Genomic DNA, 23,240 nt, shown 5'->3' with positions numbered 1-23,240 from the left:
GGAATGGGCTCTCGACTCGGTGAAGGTCAGCAAGAACGCATTTTGACCGGTTTTTCCATCCCGGCATCAACTGAGTGTTTCCAGTTGCTACAAGACAGCCGAACCATTGTAGGAGGGAGCCTGCTCGCGAATGCGCTGGATCAGACGCAAATCCAGGTGCCGGAAAAATCGCTTTCGCGAGCAGGCTCGCTCCCACAGGGGATTGGCGTAAAGGCCAAAATCCCCGTGGTCGCGGTTGGCTTAACTGACCTTGAACCGCCCCATGATCGCGCTCACACGGCTATTGGCTTCGAGCAACTGGCGGGTATTCAGCTCGCTGGCCTGGCCGCTCTGCACCAGTTCATCGACCATGTGGCGGATCTGCACCATGCTGCGGTTGATCTCTTCGGTCACTGCGCTTTGCTGTTCGGCGGCGGTGGCGATCTGCGTGCTGAGGCTGTTGATGTGGCTGACCGAACCGGCCATTTCGTCCAGCCCCGAGTTGACTCGAGCGGTGGCGTCAGCGGCGGACTGGCAACTGGCCTGGGTGTTTTCCATGGCACTGACCGAGGAACTGACGCCTTGGGTCAGACGGGTCAACATCTCGTTGATTTCCGAAGTGCTGGCCTGAGTGCGGGCGGCGAGGGCGCGGACTTCATCCGCTACCACCGCAAAGCCACGACCCTGTTCACCGGCCCGGGCCGCTTCGATCGCGGCGTTGAGGGCGAGCAGGTTGGTCTGCCCGGCAATCGCACCGATAACACCGAGGATTTCGGTAATGCGCTGGGCGTCCTGCTGCATGTTTTCAACTTTGTGTGTAGCACTGGCCACTTCGTCGATCAGCGCGACCACGCTGTTGGTCGCTTCACCCACCACGACGCGCGAGCGATCGGCGTTTTCATTGGCGCGCTGGGTGAACGCAGCGGTTTCAGCGGCATTCTGCGCCACGCTTTCAGCGGTGGAGCTCATTTCGGTAATGGCGGTGACAGTCTGGTCGGTTTCCGAGGCGTGACGCAGCAGAATCTGGCTGGTGTGCGCCGAAGTGCGCTGCAGATTGTCGAGGCTGGACGCCATGGCACCGGTGGCCTGGGTGACTTCGCCGATCATGTTCTGCAAATAGACGATGAAGGTGTTGACCGAATGGCCGATGGCGCCCAGTTCGTCCTCAGCGCGAATGGTGATGCGGCGGGTCAGGTCGGCGTCACCGCTGGACAGTGAATTGATGTTGGCTTTCAGAGCCTTCATGCGCTGTACCAGTTTGCGAATCGCGTAAACCTGCAACAGCACCAGCAGGATCACCAGCGGAATCTGGATCAGGCTGAGACTGTTGAGCACATCGTCACGCTGGGCGGTGAGCATTTTGGTCGGCAGGGCAGTGGCGAGGAACCACGGTGTGCCCTCGATAGGGCGCATGAAGAATGTGGCGTCTTCACCGTTGTTGTCGAACTCGACGCGTTGCGCTTTATCGCGGTTCTGCAGGCCGGTCTTGATCTGATTGATGAAGGTCGAGCTGGCCGCCAGTTCGCTGATGTTCTTCAACACGATCGGGCCGCTGATGCGCGAACTGTTACTGATGATCTTGCCGTCAGCCTCGACGATGAGCATTTCGGCGTTGAGGTCTTTTTCCTTGCGCGCCACCAGGTCGTTGAAGAAGCCCAGGGTCACGTCGATGGTCGAAACGCCCCAGGCACTGCCGTTCTTGTAGATGGCCATGGCGCAATTGGTGCGCGGCTCGGCACTGGCGTCGTCCTTATAGGCAGCGGCCCACGCGCACTGACCGCGCGGGGTGGCCATGCCGCCCTTGTGCCAGCTCTGGTCGTAGTAGTTCGGTGCGGCGTCGCTGTTCCAGAACGTATTGACCTTGAGCTGACCCGAGGCATCCCGGTGCCAGAAGGTGCTGAACTTGTTGCGCCCGGCTTCGCGCTGGCCGGGCAATGGCCAGATACCGCCGCCAAAGACTTTCAGTTCGCCGTACTGATCCACCAGCCCTGGCAGCACCACGTCGATGGCGGCGCTGTCGAGCAGGGGGATGGTCTGGGTGATGCTGCGTTGCTGCGCCTGCACCTTGTTCAGTTCGCCCTGAATCTGCACGGCGACTTCGGCGATGCGGTTGAGCACGACCTTCTCTTCGGTATCGCGCAGGGTCGGTGCGACCAGTTGGCTGATGCCGACCACGGTCAGCACGGACAACAACAGGATGAACAGAATCAGAAACAGCGTGTAGCGAGCCTGAATAGTGCGCAGTGCGGGCATGGAACTGATCCTTGAGCGGCTTTTTGTTGGAGGGCAGGAATAAAACAGGGCGGGTATCACAGCGTATCGTCGTTCCCGGCGGAAGCTTTAGGTACTTGCGTGCCGAAAGAACTCAGGGCGATGACCGGTTGGTATCGGGATTGGTACATCTCCAGCAATCGCCACATTTGTTACATCCTGATGACGGCTCTGAAGCAATGTTTGCGGGCCTAAAGCTCGGTGTCATGAATGTACGAGATTTGTAAAAAAGCGCACAAAAGGGTTGGTTGGATCAGGCGAAGCGGCCGATACTCGCGCCCATTCAATTGGTTGGAACAAGGACATTTCATGCTCATTGCACAAGGAATCCCCGCATGACGATCGGCTATACCGGCGCCTGGGAAAGCAAGGCAGGCGTAATGGTTCGTGATACCGGCGCGAAAAAGCAGGTTTCGCAGAGCGTCAAGGTGCAGCAGATGCTGACGCTGGTCGGCAATGATCCGAATGCGCTGAATGTGGCGGAGATGGATAAGCAGGGTTTGCGCAAGCAGATCAAGGGCTTCGACCCGGCCAACGTCTCCGTAAAGCAGTTGGGCAACCTCAGCGAGTTCCTGCGCGGGCGCGGCCTGATTTCCGAGATCACCTCGATCACCTTGCTCAATGCCGGCGACAAATTCGACCGTTTCGGCGTGCAGAAAGACCCGGAGGCGAAGTTCAACGCGCTGGAATATTTCGCCACGCAACTCGATGCCATCCAGACCAACAGTCTCAATGGCAATTACTACGGCAAGAGCCTGATTCCCGAATTCAAAAAAGCCATTTACGTCCTGCAGAATCTCAAGACCTATGGCGAAGGCAATGCGGCAGTTCCGTCCGACAAAGGCCTGAAGGCAAAGGCGTAACGTCTGCTGATGATGCCCGCTCATCCGTGTGCGGGCTCATGCTGTTTACGCCGCCGGCACGGCTTGCCGAGTGATGTGACGTTGTGCTTGGTCATGCAACTGCTGCATGTGCGGGCAATGCAATGTCAGCTTGCGCTTGCGGTAGCCGCGATGAAACAACGTCAGCCAGCCTCCTCGATTGTCTTGCGCAGGCGCCAGGCCGGTGAAAGCAAAACCGATGGCATTCAGACTGTGCAGATCCACGGCAAACTGTCGCGAAAGCTGTAGACGAATCGAAACCAGCCAATGCCCGGGCAGTGATCGCAACTGGTCGAGCAGTTCCGGATTGAGTTTTTCCAGCCACATTTCATGGCGGCTGCCGTGCTGCTGGACCTGAACCGAAGCTCCGCGCCAGCGTCCTGCATCAGCCCCGACGCCGAACACAGCGCTCAGACGCACCATCAAGGGGCGGCAACTGGCTGGCCATGCCTGTTCTGGCAATGGCCGTTGATAGCCATCGATAGCACGTACACCCAATACGATCGACTCCGGTTTTTTACAACCAAAGGGTGAGCGGACATAGTCCGGCAACAATCCAGTGTTGTGAAAACCGAGGTTGATAGCCATGCGTTGGGTGTAAGGGTGATGGGTGACCTGTTTGATCGATACGCTGCGACAACCCAACGCCTGCGCATGAGTCAGCAGTTGTCCGCCCAGCCGCGTGGCAATGTTCTTTCCACGGGTATCGGGATGTACGACGCTCAAGGCCAGTTCGGCATCGTGCGAGCTTTCGCTCTGCCGATACAAAGTGGCATGGCCAAGAACCCGCTCACCCTCCACTGCAACCAGTGAATGCCAGCGTTTGTCGGCGTGGTTCTGATTGATCAGGCAGGGCATGTAAACGTCGGTTTGCACGTAATGATCACCGTAGACCTCGCGAAACAGCTGGCTGACGGCCTTGGCGTCGGTGTCACGGTAATTGCGCAGAATCAACGACTCCATCACGCACCTCCCTCTCGTCCGGGCCATAGCAGCGCAAGTCGACGATCCGCAGGCTTTTTCCTGCGCGAGGATGGCGCGCCAAGTCCTCAAACCGGCAACTCTGGATGCGCAGCTCCAATAACCGCTCACCCCGCAGTTGCGCGATCGGCGGGTACAGTTCGATCAAGCGGGCCTCAAGTTTCTCGTCGATGAGCGCCGATCGTTCCATGACTGCGTATTTCAACGTCAACACATCTGCGCTGTTGGCTTGTTCGATCAGCAATTGCCAATCGTCGCTGCCAGTGATGCTCCGTACGCTTTCGCTGATTTCATCGGTCATCAGCGACAGAATGCCGACCCGCACCCGCTGGCTATTGCCGCTGCGTCCTCTCAGGGCGAATTTGCGTCGTGCAGTGCCCGGCGGTTCGCGCCAGCACGCGAGATCTCCGACGGGATAGCGGATCAGCGGCATCAAACGGCGATGCAGATTGGTCAGCACCAGCAGACCGGTTTGATCGCAGGCCTCGATCGTTGCGCCGCTGTGCTGATCGACAATCTCCAACAGCACGTGACCGTCAGGTGTGCGATGTTCTCCTTCGATGCAGTCAGGATGACTGGCACCAATGAATCCGCCATCGACGCTGGCGTAGCCGATCGAGGCAAGGCGCGCGTTTGGCAGCACTTGCTCAAGGAGCTGGCGTTGCGAGGCAAACAGGCTCTCCCCGCCGTAAAGCACGGTATCAACCAAGGGCAGCTCAAGGCCGCGTTGTTGGAGCCAACTGGCGAAGGTCAAAAGTTGCGCAGGCACGCCAGCCAACACGTTGATCCGGTGTTGCACGATGGCATCGGCCAGCATTGGCGGGTCGACTTCGCCGGTAAACGGAAACTCGGTAATAGCCGTTTCCACATGGGCCAGTGAATCGTGGATAAACAGAAAACTGGCGTAGAGGTCGCCAGCGAAGAACAGATTGGCGACACGGTCGCCGGGGCTGAATTGCTCGCTCAGACTGCGGCCGAAAGCTTCCACTGTGCGTTGCCATTCCGTGCGGGCGTACACGGAGAGCCTGCCGCCGCCGGTTGATCCACCGGTCTTGAACACCAGGGCGTGGGCAATGGGGGCCGTCAGAACCGGCCATTGCATCAGATCCGCGCTGTCTTTCCAGAAGTCTGCCGGATCAAGTAGTGGCAGTTCGCGCAGCGAGCTTATTGCCTCGGGAATATCGGCGAGGCTGTTCCTGTAGTAGGGCGAATGCTTGCGGGCAAAACCCGTCAATTCGCTAATCGGGTCGGTTGTTTTCACGGTGTGTTCTTCTTGATTCGAATGAGCCAGCTCACGGCAAGCGTCAGCGGCGGGAGTCAATGACCAGCGGCGTCTTGCCGCTGTGTCTGTTTTGAACGAAGTGCTCGGGCGGGCATTGTTCGATCTGCAGCACCAGCAATCCGCTGTCGACCACGGTCATCAGGGTCAGGTAATCGGCGAGACGGTGTTTAGCGATGTCGGCGGCAAGTTCACAGTGCAGTTGCATGCGCTCGACGCCGTCAGCGCTGTGGTCCAGCTGCAACTGAAACGGCACTTGCAGCCGCGACGCCAATTCGCTCAGGGAGATGAAGTCAGTGCCGATGCGCAACAGCTTGCCGTGGCGTTGCAACAGCTCGAAGCGTGGCGACTTCAGCCCGCAGGCGCAGACGCCCGGCAGCCAGCGCCCGGTGTCGCCAATCTCATAACGCTGCACGCGCTGGCCCCCTTCACGGGCGAGCGAGGTCACCAGCAGCCGTCCCACTTGATCGTCGATCACCGGCACATCCTCATCGAACGCGACGATTTCCAAGTGCTGGATTGCGTTCATCAGATGGAAAACCCCATCCGCCGAAGCCTTGCAGGCATGGCCTAGCGGGCCGGCATCGACGCTGCCATAGATCGCCGAGCGAATGCTCGCGACGCCACAACTGCGCAGTAATGCACGGTTCTGCTCGCTCAGGTGCTCGCCACCCAGAAAGACTTTTTCAACCCCGCCATAAGCGCGCAGCCGCTGCTGCTCGTTCAAAAACAGGCGATGCAGTGTGGCGGGCATTCCCACCAGCACGTTGACCCGTTGGTCGATGATCAGTTGGGCAATCTCGCGGTAGTCGTCATCTGTAGGGGCGGCCATGGGCAGGTGCGTCACCTCAAGCAATTCCAGCGCTTTGCTGAAACTGAGAAAACCGCCGTACAGCCCGCCACAGAAGAACAGGTTCATGACCCGATCCCGCGCCGGATCAAGACCAGCGGCGAACAGGCCGTCAGCGGTTGCGCGCATCTGCCGATCGAAATCGCGATAGCTGTAGCCGGCCAGAGCAGGGGTGCCGCTGCTGCCTCCGGAGCGGAAATACAACTGCGCCTGATTGTTGATGGGCTGGGCGACGAAGGCCTCTTTGTTCATGATTGCAGCGCACGATTTCGCCGCGAGTGGCGGTGAATCGAGACTGGCCTGATTCGGCAGCTGCGTGGCCGCCAGACTCACCGATACCCGCCGACTCAAACGTTGCAGCGCATAGACGCCGTCATGGGGTTCGCCGGCGTAACCGTCGTGAATGCTGCCGATCGGTGCGATACGCGTGACCCCGGCGGCGATCAGCGCATGAGTAAGCTCGGCAATGCGCGATTGCGCACACATCAGCGCGCAGCTTTGCAGGACGTTGCGCCACGGCAACAGGGCGGCAGTGAGCAGCGCTTGCGGCAGCGGGTGCAGCAGTACGCTGCGAAACAGCGGTGAAGGCGCGAGTTGCCGATCATGGGTCCACATCACCCGCCAGCCCGGGCCGTTCCAGACTTGCCCGGTGTGACCGGCGAAACTCTGGCCGAGGCGGGCCATCTGCGTGTGCGTGGTAATTTGCGAGGCTTCCTGGATTGTCGGTACCAGAGCCGGCCATTGCGCGGCGCGTCGTTGCAGGGCCTGCGCCAGGCGTTCACCGATATCGCACAAAACCTGCGGATCATCGCTGTCCACCAGCAGCCATTGCGGGCTGGAGCAGGCCTGCTGATCCAGTCGGCAGACTTCGTCGGCGACGGCATCAAGCGCCTCCGGCGTAGACGATTCCGGGGTGAGATAGACGAAGCTGATGCGGTGCCCCCAATCGATCCAGCGACAACCCGGCACCAACTGTTGCCGAATCGCTTGCAGGGCCGCTTCGCCACCCCACGCTGCAACCCCGTTCGCGGGTTTGCACAGCTTGCCGATCTGCTCGGTGCTCGCTGGAATCACCGCCACATGTCCGGCCAGTTGTCCGCTGGCATCGCAGTCGACCAACGCGCGCAACAGTTGCGCCGTCAGGCCTTGATCGCTGCGGCTGGGGCGCAACCAGTTGACGTTGCCGGCGAGCAGACTTTCCACCACCGCGCAAAAGGCCAGCAGCGGCGCGTTGGCCGGAGTGATGTGCACCACCAGACCGAGCGGATGCCAGGCTTCGAAGCGTGGCTGGCGATAATCGAAACGACGCAGGCAATCGGCTTCGGCGCCCAATTCCCGCTCGCGTTTGTAGGCTAGCGCTTCGGGTTGACAGAAATCGATCAGGGCCTGCCGCTGCTCGTTGTCGAGGGGCAGATCCGAGTGCGCGTCATGCAGTTGCCGGGCAAATCCCGCGACTGCATCGATGACTGTGCGGCTGTCGAGTGCCCTCGCCAAGTGTTGCGGCAACGCCTGTTGTAGGTCTTGCAGCGCTTGGTCGAGGCTATAAGCGTGGTGCAGTTGTCCATTGATCAAATACATATCAGTGACTTCCCAGTAATTCGGCGGCGGCCATTGCGCAGCTTCTGCCCGCTGTGGTCCCGGCGCGGCCGTGCAGTTCGAACCAGTCGCTGGTCAATCCACAGCCGCAACTTGCGCCCGGGTGCAGCGTGGCAAGGTCGCTCATGACCACGGCGTGGGCCGGGCTCGATGAGATGTAAGGCGAGACGAAGCCGAGCAGGCCTTGTTGGCCATAGGGCAGCAGGGAAAGATCCGCCGGATCGCGAATCAGCACTCGCGAATACACCGGCACATGAAAGCGGTGACGGGCGCATTCGATGTAAGGCACCGCGTGCTCGACAGCACCGTAACCGTCGCGGCAGCGGGCCGGTTCGATGCCCAGTTGCCGATGGATATGGGCGTAAAACTGTTGTTTGGGAATTTCCTCCGCGGCCTGGGTTTTCCAGCCACCGCCAAAAAAGGCCAGCGAACCGGCGGGCAATTGCACGTCCTGCACAGCGGTAGCCTGCATGCGTTGCAGGGTCTGCCAGAGAAACGCCGGGAAGCCGAAAATCCGTACCGGCAAACCTTCTTCAGCGAAAGACTGCAAGGCGGCGATCACGCCGAATCCATCGAACTGATGGCCGCGACCAGTGTTACGCAAGGCGTAGACCACGCGATTGACCGGGGCAAACCGACAGAGAAACTGGTCGGTAAACGAGGTGCCCAAGGTGATGCGTCCTTCGGGTTCGTAGCTCAACAGCAGGTAGTTGCACGGACTATCTGGAGTGTCCCAGGCGTAATGGCGAAAGATCTGCGCAACCATGAACTGCGCCCGAGCCAGGCTGCGTTCGTCGTAACGCATCCGGCTTTTCTGCCCGCTGGTGCCCGACGAAGTCAGTTCCAAAGCGTTCGTCCCCGTGCTGCTCAGCAGCAGGTGTTGCTTGAAGAAACTGGCAAAGATCGGCGGCAGACGCGACCAGTCATCAAGGCTGTCGAGCTCTTGCGGTGCCAGTCCATGGGCGTTGAGCCAATGGGCGTAACCCGGAGTGTGCTCACAATGAAAGCGGGTGATTTCAGCCATCGCCCGATCAAACAGAGCGGGCGGGACTGAATCCGCGCAATAGGGTTGCGTCAACGCGCACAGCGCGTCGGCATAGGGTAGGTGAGTCATCCATGTTCCTTATTGAGGCGAGGCCACATCAGCGGTGGTGGTTTGCAGGAGCCGGTAAACCATGGGCAGGCACATCAGCCCGCCGAATGCGGCCCAGAGAGCGAAGTATTCAAGACGGCTGCCGCCACCGATGGCAGCAATCAGCGAACCGCCAAGGCCCATGACGGCGATCGAAATCATGCCGGTCAGCGCCGATACCAGGCCTTTGCTGTCGTCACTGGAAAACAGCGCCAGGCGATACACCGCCGCATTGCTCATGCCCAGCCCGACGGCGTACAGCGACAGACTCGCCACCACCGGTCCAAGCCCCGCACCGAGCAATGCGCACGCGGCCAGAAACAGAAGGCCCAGACAGAACGGCCAGAGCGCCAGTTGAATCAATTGCGTCAGCGAATGAGTCTGCAGCAAGCGGTCGAGAATCAGATTGCCGGCGATGACTGCCGAGAACACCGGTATCTGCCACAGGCCATATTCCAGCGGCGGCATGTCCAGCACCCGCACCAGCAGCAATGGCGCCAGGCCTATCCAGGCGATCAGCGGCAGACTCATCAGGCCGAGCGCCAGGCTGGCACAGAGGAAACGCGGATTGCCCAACAGCGCACCGTAGCGCCGACAAGTGAGGCGCCAGGAGAAGGGCACCCGGCGAGTTTGTTGACCGTCGCGGCGCTCGACGCCCACGGTTTCCGGCATCCACAGCAACAGGCCGAGCCAGACCAGCGCTGCTGTGCATCCCAGCAGCAGAAAAATTTCCCGCCAGCTCAGCCATTCCAGCAGCAGGATGCCAAGCAGCGGCCCGAGCAACGGCGATAACAACGCAACATTGCCGAGCAACGCCATCAGCCTGACGGCGTCGGCTTCGCAAAAAACCTCCTGCAATGCCGGGTAGCTCACGGCGACGACGAATCCCAGCCCCATGCCCTGCAACAGACGCAACAGGTTGAACGCTTCAATGCTGTCGGTGCTGAAAGCTGCCGCGCACGACACACCGAACAGCGCACTACCGATCAATAACAGTGGCCTTCGCCCGAATTGATCGGACAAGGGACCCAGTAGCCATTGCAGGCAGACGCCACCCAACAGATAAAGATTGAATGCATGGGGTACATGCCGCGCGTCCGCTTCGAGGTCGGTAGTGACGTCCAGCATCGCTGGCATGATCACGTCGCTGGCCATGTAAGTGAGCAGTTCGAAAGCGGTCAGCGCCAGACAGAAACCCGCAACCTGCCTGGGGCCGATATCTATAAGTGTTCTCTGCATGAACATCCCTGTTTTAAGAGTGGTAGGAAGTTCGCAGAGCCTAGGCGCAGACGCACAGCCGACCTAGCCGTTTGCTGCGTCAGCAGATTTCAAAAACTTACGGCATGTTTAAAGGGCGGGCGGAAGGCAAACATGTTTACCTGGCTGCCATTGCGGCAGAAACAACAATGCCCGCGACAGGGCGGGCATTGTTTGCGGTAAATCGACCGGGCGGGCCGCGCTTCCGGGTTGGGCGGCCATGCAGCGAAAAATCTTCCGCAGCTGTAACATGGCACTCCGTTCGCCCCGGCACGTCCCCGTAATTCGGCAAGCGTATGGCTTGCAAACGCATACATTCCAACGTTTCAGGAAACCGCAATGACCCAGAAGCAACGCTTGATTTATTCGATTCTGATCGCCCTGTCCGTACTGGCGATCATGCTGGGCCTGTCCTGGCTGCAAAACGCCGGCATGATCACCGAGAAAACTTTCCAGAATGTCGCGATCGGCGTGGCGGTGGTTGTGGTGGTGATCAATGGCGTGATGCGCCGCAAGGTCAAGCCGTAACGGCGAGCACCCGGTGCCTCATTCGTGGTTGAGGACCGCCGCAGCCTGTGGATGCAGGCTGTAACTCTTGTCGGCGTTGAAGGTGATCACGCCTTCGGCGCACAAGCGTTTCAGTACTTCGCGCACGCTGAGAAACGACAACGGCACGTCCAGATCGAGCAACTGGCTGTGCACGCCACGTACGCCCAGGCGGCGATTGCTTTGTGCCGCCACCAGCAGGGCGTCGATGACTTTCAGGCGAATCAGGCTGGTGCGCAGGCCGAAACTCTTCAGTAGCACACGAATGCGCTCATTGCCCGGACGCTCGCCGCGCTGGGTGAAATTGCCGTTGTGCGAACTCATGGATACGCCTTGTGGCGTCTGGCTACCGTCCGATGGTAGTTGCGAGTTGTACATGCGATTACTCCTTTTCAGAGCCAGATCGGGAAAGGTTTTGTTGCGCTCTCTAAACAAGACGTTTCAGCACGACAAATCATGAAAGAAAAGATGTAGAAATTTCGTCGCAAATTCGTCTCGGCCTTGTGATGCCGGCCTCGTCCCGAAGGATTGCCCGCTAAATTTTTTTCCTCAGCTTCGTTTCTTCGACAGGCTCATTGCGCGTGGACGCAGGGGCAATCGACCTTTCGATCAGGAGCAAGCGTGATTATTTCCAGGCAACTCACCGGGCTGGCCCTCGCCAGCACCTTGTTCGGACTGAGCCTGTCGGCCCATGCACTCAGTCCGGATGCACAAACCAGCGCGGACATTCGCCGCACCAGTTTCGGCGTGCCGCACATTCGTGCCGAGAACGAACGCGGGCTGGGCTTCGGCATCGGTTACGCCTACGCCCAGGACAACCTGTGCTTGCTGGCCAACGAGATTGTCACGGTCAACGGCGAGCGCTCACGCTACTTCGGCCCGGAGCAGTTCACTGTCGAACAACGGGAAAACCGCGTCAGTGATGTGTTTTTCACCTGGCTCAACACTCCAGAAGCGGTCGAAACCTTCTGGCAGGCGCAACCGACGCAGATCCGCGAGCTGGTCGAGGGTTATGCCGCCGGATACAACCGCTATCTGGCCGAACGGCGCCAGCAAGGATTGCCGCAGCAATGCCAGGGCGAGTGGGTACGTGGTATCAGTGCCGAGGATCTGGTCAAACTGACGCGGCGCCTGTTGGTGGAAGGCGGGGTAGGGCAGTTCGCCGAGGCTCTGGCCGGCGCCACGCCGCCGCAAGCCACCGCACAGGTCAAGCACGATGCCGAGGCGTTCCAGTTGGCCGACGCCCGCCAGCAACGTTTCGCCCTGGATCGCGGCAGCAATGCCGTGGCAGTCGGCAGCGAGCGTTCGTTCAACGGCCGTGGCATGTTGCTGGCCAACCCGCATTTCCCGTGGGTCGGCGGCATGCGTTTCTATCAGATGCACCTGACCATCCCCGGCAAGCTCGATGTGATGGGCGCGGCTTTGCCGGGTCTGCCAATGATCAACATCGGTTTCAACCAGCATCTGGCCTGGACCCACACTGTCGACTCGTCGAAACACTTCACCTTGTATCGCCTGCAACTCGATCCAAAGGATCCGACCCGCTACCTGCTCGACGGCAAGTCGCTGCCACTGAGCAAACAGACGGTTACCGTGCAGGTCAAGCAGGCTGACGGACAGGTCGTACCGGTTGCGCGCGACATCTACAGCTCGCAGTTCGGTCCGATCGTGCAATGGCCGGGCAAGCTCGACTGGGACAAGCAATACGCCTACAGCTTGCGCGATGCCAACCTCGACAACGATCGCGTGCTCAAACAGTGGTACGCAATGAACCGGGCCGGCAGTCTCAAGGATTTGCAAGACGCAGTGCACAAGATTCAGGGCATCCCGTGGGTCAATACTCTGGCGGTGGATGACAAGGGCCAGACGCTTTACATGAACCTGTCGGTGGTGCCGAATGTCAGCGCGGAAAAACTGGCCAAGTGCAGCGACCCACGCCTCGGTCTGCGCATGATTGTCCTGGACGGTGCCAACAGCGGCTGTGCCTGGGATGTCGATCCGCAAGCCGCGCAGCAGGGCATCTTCGCCTCCAGCCAGTTGCCGCAATTGCTGCGCAGGGATTTCGTTCAGCACTCCAACGACTCGGCATGGCTGGCCAATCCGGCTCAACCGCTCACCGGCTATTCACCGCTGATCAGTCAGGAAGGACAACCGCTGGGCCTGCGCTCACGGTTCGCGCTTGATCGTTTGGGTGAGCTGAGCAAAAAAGGCCCACTGGCGATCAAGGATCTGCAGCGCATGGTCATGGACGATCAGGTCTATCTGGCCACGCAGGTCATGCCCGATCTGCTGAAGTTCTGCGGCGCCGACCTGGGCAGCGATACCGCGTCACTCAAGTCTGCGTGCGCCAGCCTCAAGGCGTGGGACGGCCGCGCCAATCTGGATTCCGGGCTCGGTCTGGTGCATTTTCAGAACATCATGCAGGCGCTGCTTGAATCAGCCGATATCTGGCGTGTTGCATTCAATCCGGCAGATGCGCAAAACACTCCTCGCGGCCTGGCCATCGAGCAGCCTGCCGTCGCCAAAGCACTGCGTGAAGCGATGCTGGCGTCGGTCGAGCGGGTCGGCAAAATGGGCCTGAAACCCGACACGCGCTGGGGTGACATCCAGGTAGTCAGCAGTGGCGGGCAGCAAACGCCGATTCATGGCGGGCTGGGGACGCTGGGCATTTACAACGCGATGCAGAGCGTGCCCCGTGAGGATGGCAAACTTGAAGTGGTCAGCGGCACCAGCTATCTGCAAGTGGTGAGCTTCGACGAAAAAGGCCCGCATGCCCAAGGGCTGCTGGCGTTCTCGTTATCCAGTGATCCGATGTCAATGTACTCGCGGGATCAGACTGCAGCGTTTTCGAAGAAACAGTGGAGTGTCCTGCCGTTCACCGAACAGCAGATCCAGGCGGATCCGCAATATCAGGTGCAGACGATCAAGCAGGATCAGGCAGGGAAGGTGGCAGCGCAGTAAACAGTCACCCCCTGAAACAAATGAAGGCCGCCTCCCGCAAGGGACGCGGCCTTCAGCTTTTCGGCGGGCGTTGCGGCATCGAATTGATCACCGGATTGCCTTCCTTGTTCCGGGTCAGGTAGACCGGCAGCACTTTGGGCAGGCTGTTGGCGAGGTTGTTCATCTCTTTGATGTTGTAGACACCGCCCACGCGGATCGCGCCGGTACTGGTGTCGGCCAGCATCAACGGCTTGTCGAGGTAACGGTTGATCAAAGGCAGGGCGTCGTGCAGCGCAAGGTTGTCCAGTATCAGTCGGCCGCTGCGCCACGCCAGCGAGGTATCGCCGGGGTAGGTCTGGCTGATTTGCGGTGCGTAATCGCCATGTCGGTAGCGTGCCTGCATCGATGGACTCAAACGCAGGCCGTCGCCCGGCAGATCGCGATTGCTGCTGACCAACACCGAACCTTCGACCAGATTGACCCGCACCTGGTCCTCGTACATCCACACATTGAACCGCGTACCGGTCACGCGGATTTTGCCGTCGCCGGCGCGAACCACAAACGGATGAGACGCGTCATGGCTGACATTAAAAAACGCCTCGCCCTTGTTCAGGGTTACGCGACGTTCATGTTTGTAGTTGCTGAAGGTCAGGTCGGTGTGCAGGTTGAGTTCGAGTTGGCTGCCGTCACTCAGGGTGATCTGACGCACAGTGTCGGCGGCGGCGTAATGCTGATAACTGTTGGGCACCCAGCCCATACTCCAGCCGCTGTAAGCCGCGAGCGGCAAGGCGAGGGCGCAGGCACCGGCAATGACTGCGAACTTGCGCCACGAACGCAAGGGTTTGCGCTGCGCCGCGAGTGCTTCGGGCTCGGTTCGAGGCAAATCTCCGGCGACCTCCCAGATCTCCTGCATGGCTTCGTATTCGAAAGCGTGCAAAGGATGCGCAGCGTGCCAGATTTCAAATGCGCGACGCTCCTCGTCCGTGCAGTCAGCGGCGTGCAAACGCATGCACCAGTGCGCGGCGGCATCGGTGATCGCATCGTATTCGGCTTCCGAGAGAGTGTCTTGGGTCATTGACTCGTCCTGATTTCGCTCATTCTAACCTCGCCGGCAGGCTGCCGAGAACATCCGTCATGGCATTTACCCATCAACGTGGAACTTATTTTTCCCTGTGGCGCCCAAAAAAACAGGAAGCAACTGCCTACTATCCATAAATGGAGTGAAAAAATGATCAAAAAGACATTCGCAGCCCTGATCGCCACTGCTGGTTTGCTCAGCGCCGGTGCCGCTCTGGCGGACAAGCCGGGCGCAGGCTGGATCACCATCGAGAAAGCCATTGAGGTCGCCAAGACCAAAGCCGGTTATGTCGAGGTCTATGAGATCGGCGCCGACAATGACGGCTACTGGGAAGGCGAAGGGCGCAAGGCCGACGGCGCTGTTTACGAATTTCGCATTGATGGCGCTTCCGGCAATGTGCTGCGGGACCAGAAGGACTAACCCACTTTAAGCACTCACTGATTCTTGTGTTGAGCAATGCGCTGGCGCGACGTCAGCGCATTTTTTTGTCTTCACGGCAGCGCTTGCGAGGATCCTGCCTGATCCGAACTCGAACTCAATGATGAAAGGGCGGGAAGCGGGTCGAGCTGGCGGCCCATTTCGCTGATAAGCAACGCGATCGAGTCGGCGTTGGCGAGCATGACGTCAATCCGCGCATCCGCAGACTGAGAGCTGCAAAACGCCAGGCGTGCATCGGCAAGGTTTGTGGTTTTGGTAAGGCTGAGTATTTTGTTGTAATTCCCTGCATGCGTCGGCATCTGATCCAGGTCGGTCCAGACCTGATGGCCGGTCTTCACTGCAAACAAGTGCTGGCCGTAGCGCGACAACAAGCTGCGATGACGCTCAAGGGATTCCTTGGCATGTTTCCCCGCGTCCGTCGTCGTATCGATGAGGTCCAGATAAGGCGCCATGGCTTGCACGACCTCAAGATCATCGCTGTCGCAAACCAGATGCGAGAGCTCATGGATAAGCGTTACAGCACGTGCGTGAGAATCGACATTGAACCGAGGAGGCAAATGGGCGGTGTATCTGTCCATTCCGGGATTGAAAAATACCTCAGTGAGATGAATTATTTTTTGTTTGTCCTGTTTGAAAACGAATGCAACGACATTCGCCCGACCTTTCGCGTTCAGACCCGCCAAAAAGCGTTCGGTGTAGAGCAAATCATCTTTAGGGTTCGTCAGTTCCTGGCAAACAGGAATTATCACCTTCTCGAGCTTGCTGAGCAGCGAGGGCGTTATGTCAGTCACCTCGAAGAAATTCTTTAATACCGTCTCCAATCGTTTGCCCTCGAAGTTGTCGCGCCGTGTAACGTAGTTATGCAGACAATTGACCGCGTATTCCCTGGCACGATTTACGGCTTGCTGTATCACAAACGCTCTGGCGGGATAGCGACGGTTGATCTGGGTCATGCCTCTCGCTTGAACGTACATCTCGATTGAACGGTTTTCCTCCACTTCGTGTTGAGCGGCGTCACGTTGTTTTGATCGGCAGCGATAAACCGGCTGGCTGGTGCTCGCAACGACCAGACGGGAATTCTTCTCCTCGAGTGACGGCCCCTGGCTGCCGTCTTCTTTGCGCAAATACCAGGCTTTTTCGATCTGCACCGCCGGATACACCTTGCCGGCAATGGCGGCGTATTTCTGCGTCGTCGAAGAATCTCCGTAGACCAGCTTATTGGCATCGAGCTTGAGGCTTTGCAGCGCAGTGCTGGTTTCAAAGGTTTGCAAATCGATACGAGCGGGGGTGACGGGTGGCACTTTTGCCCAGCGAGAGGCTACTTGCACCGTCGTGGCTGTAGAGGCTGGTGCGTGCGCCTCTGCGGCGAATTCGGAACTGACCGTTTCTGCCTCGCTTTCCCAGGACAGACGTCCCAGGCTGAAGAGTGTAATGGCCCCTGCGATGAAGCTTTTCAGGGCGTTTGCCCAGTGGTGATCCTGAAGGCCTTCGGCGGACGCCTTGAAGTCCTGGTAGCTTCGCCAGAGGAAAAAAACGGATGCGAGTTTGCCCGGTAGCAAATGTGGCACCAGACGCACGCCGTGACTGAACAGAGACTTCACCGCTTCCCAATCCGCTTGGGCGTTGATCTGTGGCTGGCTACGCAGCAGTTGCGGCAGAAGGCTCAGAGTATCCTGGTGAAACCGTTCAAGCAGGTTGTCATTGATGGGCGTGTCATGAAGGGTGATTTCACTTTTTTTACCAATCGTTGTTTTCAACAGACTCTTGAAGACCGCCTGCTGGGCCTCAGGCAGACGCCGGATGATCAAATCCTGGAAGTGCCCGGGGGTATTCAGTGCTTCGATCAACTGCGCTTCGTTTTCGAACTCGCGAAATACATACCTGGAGTAAGGCGCATAGATAACCCGGGGGCCTGTTCGCCCTGCGCCCGGACCGAGGACATACAATCCGAGCGCGTCAACGCAATCAGCGCCTGCAGTCTTGATCAACGATAGCGGACAAGCGATGGCATCGGCACCCTCGACCATAGCCCGCGCTATCCCGTCCGGCATGTCGAGGACCTGGCAAATGTAGTCATAACCGGTATCCGAAAGCTGCTGTTGCAATTTCATCGAGTGGGCGTGTTGCATCAATTGCCAGGGTAATTGGCGTAAAAAACGCTTTTTGCTGGCACGTGCGGACGCGCTGTCGGCGGACAGCGCTTCGGTCACTTTCTCCGTGTAGGTGGTGGTGACGTCAAGAGATTGCAGTAATTGCCGTACCGCGGACTGGGCAAAATCCTTTGGCAATGCTGTGGCTGTTGTCGATGCGACTTTGAAACCGGTGCCCTGCACGACGTTGTAGTGATGCAAGGCAAACTCCAGCAGGTTGCAGGCAGGGCCTGCCAGTGTCAGGTTGGGGGTAATCCGGATGTCCTGTGGCTTGAGCCCGTTGCCTGGAAATCGGGCGTCGAGCAGTGTCTTGAGGGTCTGCTCGATATGAGTGGCCAGCGCCGGGACGTCATCGAGGAAATCCTTGCCATCGATGAACGCGTGCCGCAGTTCATCCAGCAGAGCGAGTTGCGTGCGTTGCTCCGTCGCCGAGGCCATGCGCAACCAGTCGGGATAGTCCAGATGACGCGAAAGAGTTCGTGCAAGATCAATCGCGCGTTGCAGATTGGTATCGATGACAGCGTTTTTCATTTCACCAAGGAACGTCGCCAATGTCTTCGGTTCCTTGATACACACTCGCAGCACTGCGCATTCAGCGAGGAACTGCTCAATGGCCGATTGCATGCGGTCTCGGGAGACACTGCCGTCAATCAATTGAAACTCGCCCAAGGTGTATTGCTGGTCGAATCGATGTTGCGCCTTTGGCAGATTTTCCAGCAGCGCGTAACTCTGGTTATTGTCGTCCAGCCTTTGTTGCAGTTGCTTTTGCACACTGTCGATATCGTCGAACAGTTCCAGCCCCATGGCCGGTGTCCAGAGGATGGCGCGCCCTGAATGTTTTACGTCCATGCCGCCGCGCTCGGTCAGCAGCACGCAGTGAGCGAGCGGCAGCGCACCTTTGAACTTGGGACCATTGAGGGTGAGGGACCAGGCATCGGGGCGAAAACCATTGAGTGAGTGACGGTCCCTGCGTGTGGGATGCCTGGAATCGAACACGGTGTCGACGATCTTGCGTTCCGCCTCCAGCCATGAGCCGCTGAGACTGCGCATGTACGCCTCACCACGCAGGCCATCTTCGAACGCCTGCGCCAGTTTCCACAGAATGCCTTCGAGAAAAGCGCGCTGTTCGGCGCCGTTACCGGTCGGCTGATCTTTGAAGTGGCTGGTCAGATTATCCAGCGTTCGCCCCAGACGAGTCGCCTGCTGCGCAGCCTTGTCCGCCTGCACGAGTGACGATGGCGGCGTACTGGTAAATAGCGGCCGCGTGCTCCAGCGCTGATTGACGTCGAGCTTGAGCAACCGTTCATGAATCATCGAGCGGATATCCAACGCCTTGTCGAAGAGCGCATGGACGTCGGTGCTGCGCGCGCTCTGGCGAAAACGCTGCAGAACGAATTCAATGTTCTGACGTTGCTTGGTGAGGATCGCCTCGAACAGCGTCGTCATGATCTCACCGCCGATGTTTTCGCCAGATACCTGGGCGTTAGCGAAGCCGAGGTAACGATTGCGCTCTTGCAGATTCATCAGCCCGTAGAGTTCATCTTCGTGCCCGGCAGCCCTCAGCTTGGCGGTCAGTGTCTGTTTGAGGTCGGCGTAGTCGGTGAGCACCTGCAGGCCCTGGCTGGGCGTATAGAGATAAGCCTTGTCATGATTGATCATCAGCGAGCCGGCCAGCTCGACACAGGCTGTCTCTTCGCTCAGGCACACGGTTTCGAACGTTGGCCGCCGTACCGCAACGGTTGGCTCACGTACCAGGCTGTGCAGGGCGTCGAACTCGCTGGCGGTGAGGATCTGCGTTTCGCGCTTGATCATCAGATCCGCTCGCGCTTGATCCTGTAGCGTCTGGCTGAAGAAAGTACGTCTGGGCGAACCCTCGAATGAAGCGCCATTCCAGTAGATCTCAAGCTGCCGAAACAACAGCATGGTCAACTTTCCCGATGCGGACTTGATCGCATTTGTCCAGGCAGACTGATCGTCCTCGCTTACCGAACGAGCGGGATGGGTAAATTCCACGGTCTGACCGTGCGGCCAGCCCTGGCGATGAAAGTGCAGCAGCAGCGCTTGAGTCAGCGATAGCGAGTCGACCCACTGTTTGCCCTCAGAGGAGGTCGCCGAATAGAAACCGACCCGGGTAAGCGACTGTTGCAACGCGGCAAAATGTGGTTCGAGCAGTTCATCGAGAATCTTTTCCAGCAACGTTGCAAGGGATGGCAGGCGTTTGAGCTCGTCCAGCAGGTCACGGGCGCACCTGTCCAGGGATTCGCCGATTGCCGCTTGCTGGTCCTCGAACACATCACCTTCGATGGTTTCGCAGGTCAGGGTAATCCCGCGTTTTTCCACCAGTTCCTTGCGCAGCGAAACCGAGAGGAAAGCCAGCAGATCATCAGCTTCCCCGGCATTGTCGAGGCGTGTCTGCAGTGCGTCCGTCAGTGCTTGGCGGTCAGCGAATTTTTTCAGGCCATCGTAGGGCGTATAGAGAAACACGCCGTTGTCATCCGGCCCTGCGCTGAGCATGAAGCTGCCCGCCAGCGGCACGGCCTGTTGCTTGTCGGCGTTGAGCAGGATGCGTTCGGCCAGCATCGGCGGGGTCTGCTTGTTGCGCAGCGATTGCGTCGCCAGTTGCGCATGGGCAAGCCAGTCGAAGTCTTTGCTGTTGAGACCGTGTGCTGGGCCGAGGTCAACGTGCAGGCCGGGTGAATCGAATATCACTGGAAACAACAGCGGGGCAGTCGGGGTGGACATCATTGCAACTCTGAACGGGCGCCATCGGGCTGGAACTCAACAGTAGATGCGCAGGCTGGAGCACTTGCGGTAGATAGTTACCGCACACGCTGACAGTGAAATGTGCATCACGGCGCGCCAGCGGATGCCCATCAATCGAAGGGTTGACAGCTGGCAGCTCGGGCGCGGTTAATCGGTGGGCAAAATCGACCGTACGCTGTTGTTCCCTCCAATAATCATTCTGGAGCTTCAGATGTCTGCGCCACACGATCATGCTTCGTCCACAGTGTCCCTCGAGGCACTGACGCAACTGCTTGAAACGATTTTTCTGCGCCACGGCACGTCCAGCGAAGTCGCCCGGGTGCTGGCCGCCAACTGCGCCAACGCCGAACGCGACGGCGCTCACAGTCATGGCGTGTTTCGCATCCCCGGTTATGTCTCGACGCTGAAAAGTGGTTGGGTCAATGGCCATGCGGTGCCCCAGGTTGAAGACGTCGCGCCGGGGTTTGTCCGGGTTGACGCCGGCAACGGTTTTGCCCAGCCAGCGTTGGCAGCGGCCCGACCTTTGCTGATCGAGAAGGCGCGTCATGCCGGGATCGCGGTGCTGGCGATACGCAACTCGCATCATTTCGCCGCTTTGTGGCCGGATGTCGAGCCCTTCGCCGACGAAGGTCTGGTCGCGCTGAGCGTGGTCAACAGCATGACCTGCGTGGTGCCCCATGGCGCTGATCGGCCATTGTTCGGCACCAATCCGATTGCCTTCGCCGCGCCAAGGGCCAACGCCGCGCCGATTGTGTTCGACCTTGCCACCAGCGCCATCGCCCATGGCGATGTGCAGATCGCCGCGCGCAAAGGTGAAAAACTCCCGGTCGGCATGGGGGTGGACAGCCTCGGCCAACCGACCCAGGACCCCAAGGCGATTCTGGAAGGCGGCGCATTGTTGCCGTTCGGCGGGCACAAAGGCTCGGCGCTGTCGATGATGGTCGAGTTGCTGGCGGCGGCATTGACCGGCGGCAATTTCTCATTCGAGTTTGACTGGTCCAACCATCCTGGCGCGAAGACGCCATGGACCGGTCAGCTGTTGATCGTCATCGATCCGAGCAAAGCGGCGGGGCAGAACTTCGCCCAGCGCAGCGAGGAACTGGTGCGGCAGATGCACGGAGTCGGGCTCAAGCGTTTGCCGGGGGATCGGCGGCATTTGCAGCGCAGTCGGTCGATGGTGCAAGGGATTGCGCTGGATGAGCAGACGTTGGGGCAGTTGCGGCAATTGGCGGGGGAGTGAGTCTCTTGTTGTTCTGACGATTGCAGTGACAAGGTCAAAAGCCCCTCACCCTAGCCCTCTCCCGGGGGGAGAGGGGACTGACCGCGTGGTTTGGGCGAGGTACGCCGACTTGGGATACCGAGGTGAATTCAGTAATGGAAAAGCAAAGCGGTGGGCATAAAAAAAGCGAACCCTGAGGTTCGCCTTTTTCTGTGCGCCTGACTCAGCGACGACCGAGCAGCAGGCCCACCACCAGGCCGAAACCGGCGGAGACTGCCACGGTTTGCCAAGGGTGGCCACCGATGTAGTTCTCGGTGGCTTCAACGGCGGGTTTGGTACGGTCGCGCACGCTGGACACCGAATCCAGTGCCAGCTGCAGCTTCTGGGCGATTTGTGCGCGCAGCGTTTCTGCTTCTTCGCCTACCAGTGAAGCGCTGCTCTTGAGCAGTTTGTCCGATTCTTCGATCAGAGCCTGAAGCTCGCTGAAAGCTTGATCCTTGATTTGCTCTTCGGCAGCTTGCGAGGCGGTTTTACGGGCCATTGGGTGACTCCTTGCAGGTGAATGGACAGTGACCAATGGAGTGTAGCGGCAGGCGAAAAGTTGCATGTCATTCGTGGACAAGGGAAAAACCTGCACCGGAGATTTGTGTCGAGCGTGTAAGATGTCGCCATTTTACGCAGCAGGATATATCCCCATGAGTTTCAATCTGGCCGACAAATCCCTCGCAGAGCGCGCAGCGCTGGAAGACGAGAAATCCCGTCTGTTCGAACTCTGGCAGAACAATCTGGGCAAAGCCAAAGGCGAAGCCGCGCGCCTGTTTGGGGAGCGCTCCAAGCGCAAGGGCAAATGGGCCGAGTGGGTCCGCGCCGAGCTGGACGGCATGTCGCCGCCGGAGTTCGCCAACATGGTGCGCAGTGAAGTCAATCGCCTGATGGCGGCGAACAAATAATCCGTTTCACCCCTGGCTGAACGTGGCGGCAATCGCCTCACGAACCTTGACCAGCACCGGATCGATCTGTGTGCTGGTACGCCAGCCCAGCTCCACCGGGTAGCGCGGCAGAGCCAGAGGGCAGGGCAGCAACGCCAGCCCGCTCAGCGCCGCGATACTTGCGGCGGCGTGGGCCGGGATCGTCGCCACCGCCTGACTGCCCTTGAGCAAAAACGGCAGTGCAGCAAAATGCGTGGTCGACGCGCAGACCCGGCGGCTCAAACCCACTGCCGCCAATCCTTCGTCGGTAATGCCGATAAAACCGCCCGACGACACCAGAATGTGCTCGCGTTCAACGAACTCCTGCAACGCGATCTGCTGTTGGCCCGGGGCGAGACTGGCTGCGTCTACCAGACACGCATAGCCGCCTTCGCCCAAAACCTGACGACTGAGCAGGCGCTCGGCAAATCCTCCGGCAGTGATCGCCAGGTCAATGCTGCGCTCCATCAACGCGCGAGCGACGATCTGGCTATGGGTCTGGCGAAAGATCAGCCGCAGCTTCGGCGCACGACGGGCGATTTCCTCTATCAGGCGGCGGCCGTAGGCAATTTCAAAATCATCTGACAGACCGATCGCTACCGAGCGACCGTCGTATTGATTGGCCGCAGGATCAAGCATGGCCAGACTTTGCCGGCATTTGTTCAGGGCATCGCTGATCACCGGTTTCAGCTGATTGGCTTGCAGCGTCGGCGCCAGACCACGCCCGGTGCGCACGAACAACTGATCGCCATACACCTCCCGCAAGCGACGCAACGCCGCGCTGACCGCCGACTGCGTTACGCCAAGACGCAGGGCGGCGCGGCTGGCGCTGGATTCCTCGTGCAGCGCTTCGAAGACTTTCAGCAGGTTGAGGTCGATGTCGGCGATATTCATTTGGCTCATATCATTCAG

At 59.3% G+C, this 23,240-nt stretch carries 16 protein-coding genes and 2 pseudogenes; 6 read left to right on the top strand and 12 right to left on the bottom strand.

Translation table 11 applies throughout. The features are described 5' to 3' along the window. Positions 1-240: 240 nt before the first annotated feature. Positions 241-768, bottom strand: a pseudogene (locus tag AB4N47_RS10420) (methyl-accepting chemotaxis protein); the annotation flags it as partial. A 333-nt stretch (positions 769-1,101) separates the two neighbouring features. Then, positions 1,102-2,232: pseudogene (locus AB4N47_RS10415) on the bottom strand (HAMP domain-containing protein); the annotation flags it as partial. A gap of 353 nt (positions 2,233-2,585) precedes the next feature. Between AB4N47_RS10415 and AB4N47_RS10410 the strand changes: the two are divergent. Continuing rightward, positions 2,586-3,113: a hypothetical protein gene (locus AB4N47_RS10410; RefSeq protein ID WP_024012886.1), complete on the top strand. Its 528-nt coding sequence runs from the start codon at positions 2,586-2,588 to the stop codon at positions 3,111-3,113. Positions 3,114-3,158: 45 nt separating this feature from the next. On the opposite strand, the gene AB4N47_RS10405 is transcribed toward AB4N47_RS10410, so the two are convergent. The 5 genes from AB4N47_RS10405 to AB4N47_RS10385 are packed head-to-tail and all read right to left on the bottom strand — an operon-like array spanning position 3,159 to position 10,208. Beyond that, entirely contained in the window at positions 3,159-4,094 is a 936-nt protein-coding gene (locus AB4N47_RS10405) for a GNAT family N-acetyltransferase (protein ID WP_341637598.1), read from the bottom strand. Further along, positions 4,063-5,373, bottom strand: coding sequence for a phenylacetate--CoA ligase family protein (locus tag AB4N47_RS10400; RefSeq protein WP_341637597.1), 1,311 nt, complete (start codon positions 5,371-5,373; stop codon positions 4,063-4,065). The genes AB4N47_RS10405 and AB4N47_RS10400 overlap by 32 nt, the downstream gene beginning before the upstream one ends. A 43-nt stretch (positions 5,374-5,416) precedes the next feature. Further along, entirely contained in the window at positions 5,417-7,819 is a 2,403-nt protein-coding gene (locus tag AB4N47_RS10395; protein ID WP_341637596.1) for an acyl-CoA reductase, read from the bottom strand. A 1-nt stretch (position 7,820) separates the two neighbouring features. After that, entirely contained in the window at positions 7,821-8,951 is a 1,131-nt protein-coding gene (locus AB4N47_RS10390; protein ID WP_341637595.1) for a LuxE/PaaK family acyltransferase, read from the bottom strand. A gap of 9 nt (positions 8,952-8,960) precedes the next feature. Beyond that, on the bottom strand, positions 8,961-10,208 hold the full coding sequence (locus AB4N47_RS10385; protein ID WP_341637594.1) for an MFS transporter: 1,248 nt from the start codon (positions 10,206-10,208) through the stop codon (positions 8,961-8,963). A gap of 357 nt (positions 10,209-10,565) precedes the next feature. Between AB4N47_RS10385 and AB4N47_RS10380 the strand changes: the two genes are divergently transcribed. Beyond that, entirely contained in the window at positions 10,566-10,754 is a 189-nt protein-coding gene (locus tag AB4N47_RS10380; RefSeq protein ID WP_460154500.1) for a hypothetical protein, read from the top strand. A gap of 18 nt (positions 10,755-10,772) precedes the next feature. On the opposite strand, the gene AB4N47_RS10375 is transcribed toward AB4N47_RS10380, so the two are convergent. Beyond that, entirely contained in the window at positions 10,773-11,150 is a 378-nt protein-coding gene (locus AB4N47_RS10375) for a fe2+ zn2+ uptake regulation protein (protein ID WP_341637593.1), read from the bottom strand. A 243-nt stretch (positions 11,151-11,393) separates the two neighbouring features. Here AB4N47_RS10375 and pvdQ point away from each other — a divergent pair, with 243 nt between their 5' ends. After that, positions 11,394-13,733, top strand: a complete 2,340-nt coding sequence (gene pvdQ, locus AB4N47_RS10370; RefSeq protein WP_341637592.1) for a bifunctional acylase PvdQ — start codon at positions 11,394-11,396, stop codon at positions 13,731-13,733. A gap of 52 nt (positions 13,734-13,785) precedes the next feature. Here pvdQ and AB4N47_RS10365 read toward each other — a convergent pair whose 3' ends face one another. Further along, positions 13,786-14,787 carry a FecR family protein gene (locus AB4N47_RS10365; protein ID WP_341637591.1) on the bottom strand — a complete coding sequence of 334 codons (1,002 nt, stop codon included), beginning with the start codon at positions 14,785-14,787 and terminating at the stop codon, positions 13,786-13,788. Between the two features lie 153 nt (positions 14,788-14,940). On the opposite strand from AB4N47_RS10365, the gene AB4N47_RS10360 reads away from it, so the two are divergent. Further along, the gene (locus AB4N47_RS10360) at positions 14,941-15,210 is read left to right on the top strand and encodes a PepSY domain-containing protein (RefSeq protein ID WP_341637590.1); all 270 of its coding nucleotides are present in this window, start codon (positions 14,941-14,943) and stop codon (positions 15,208-15,210) included. A gap of 71 nt (positions 15,211-15,281) precedes the next feature. Here the strand turns inward: AB4N47_RS10360 and AB4N47_RS10355 are convergent, their stop codons facing one another. Beyond that, positions 15,282-20,120, bottom strand: a complete 4,839-nt coding sequence (locus AB4N47_RS10355; RefSeq protein WP_460154499.1) for a dermonecrotic toxin domain-containing protein — start codon at positions 20,118-20,120, stop codon at positions 15,282-15,284. 232 nt (positions 20,121-20,352) lie between these two features. Between AB4N47_RS10355 and AB4N47_RS10350 the strand changes: the two genes are divergently transcribed. Beyond that, positions 20,353-21,381, top strand: a complete 1,029-nt coding sequence (locus AB4N47_RS10350; protein ID WP_341637588.1) for an Ldh family oxidoreductase — start codon at positions 20,353-20,355, stop codon at positions 21,379-21,381. 202 nt (positions 21,382-21,583) lie between these two features. On the opposite strand, the gene AB4N47_RS10345 is transcribed toward AB4N47_RS10350, so the two are convergent. Further along, complete coding sequence (locus AB4N47_RS10345; protein ID WP_024012897.1) at positions 21,584-21,901, bottom strand: ElaB/YgaM/YqjD family protein; 318 nt, start codon at positions 21,899-21,901, stop codon at positions 21,584-21,586. Positions 21,902-22,055: 154 nt separating this feature from the next. Between AB4N47_RS10345 and AB4N47_RS10340 the strand changes: the two genes are divergently transcribed. Continuing rightward, positions 22,056-22,310, top strand: coding sequence for a hypothetical protein (locus AB4N47_RS10340; protein WP_003224595.1), 255 nt, complete (start codon positions 22,056-22,058; stop codon positions 22,308-22,310). Positions 22,311-22,316: 6 nt separating this feature from the next. Here the strand turns inward: AB4N47_RS10340 and AB4N47_RS10335 are convergent, their stop codons facing one another. Then, on the bottom strand, positions 22,317-23,231 hold the full coding sequence (locus AB4N47_RS10335) for a LysR family transcriptional regulator (protein ID WP_341637587.1): 915 nt from the start codon (positions 23,229-23,231) through the stop codon (positions 22,317-22,319). Between the last annotated feature and the right edge of the window lie 9 nt (positions 23,232-23,240).

The sequence above is a fragment of the Pseudomonas sp. S3_G06 genome (assembly GCF_054667565.1).
The sequence above is the reverse complement of the archived record's forward strand: the minus strand, read 5'-3'. Positions and strand labels throughout refer to the sequence as shown.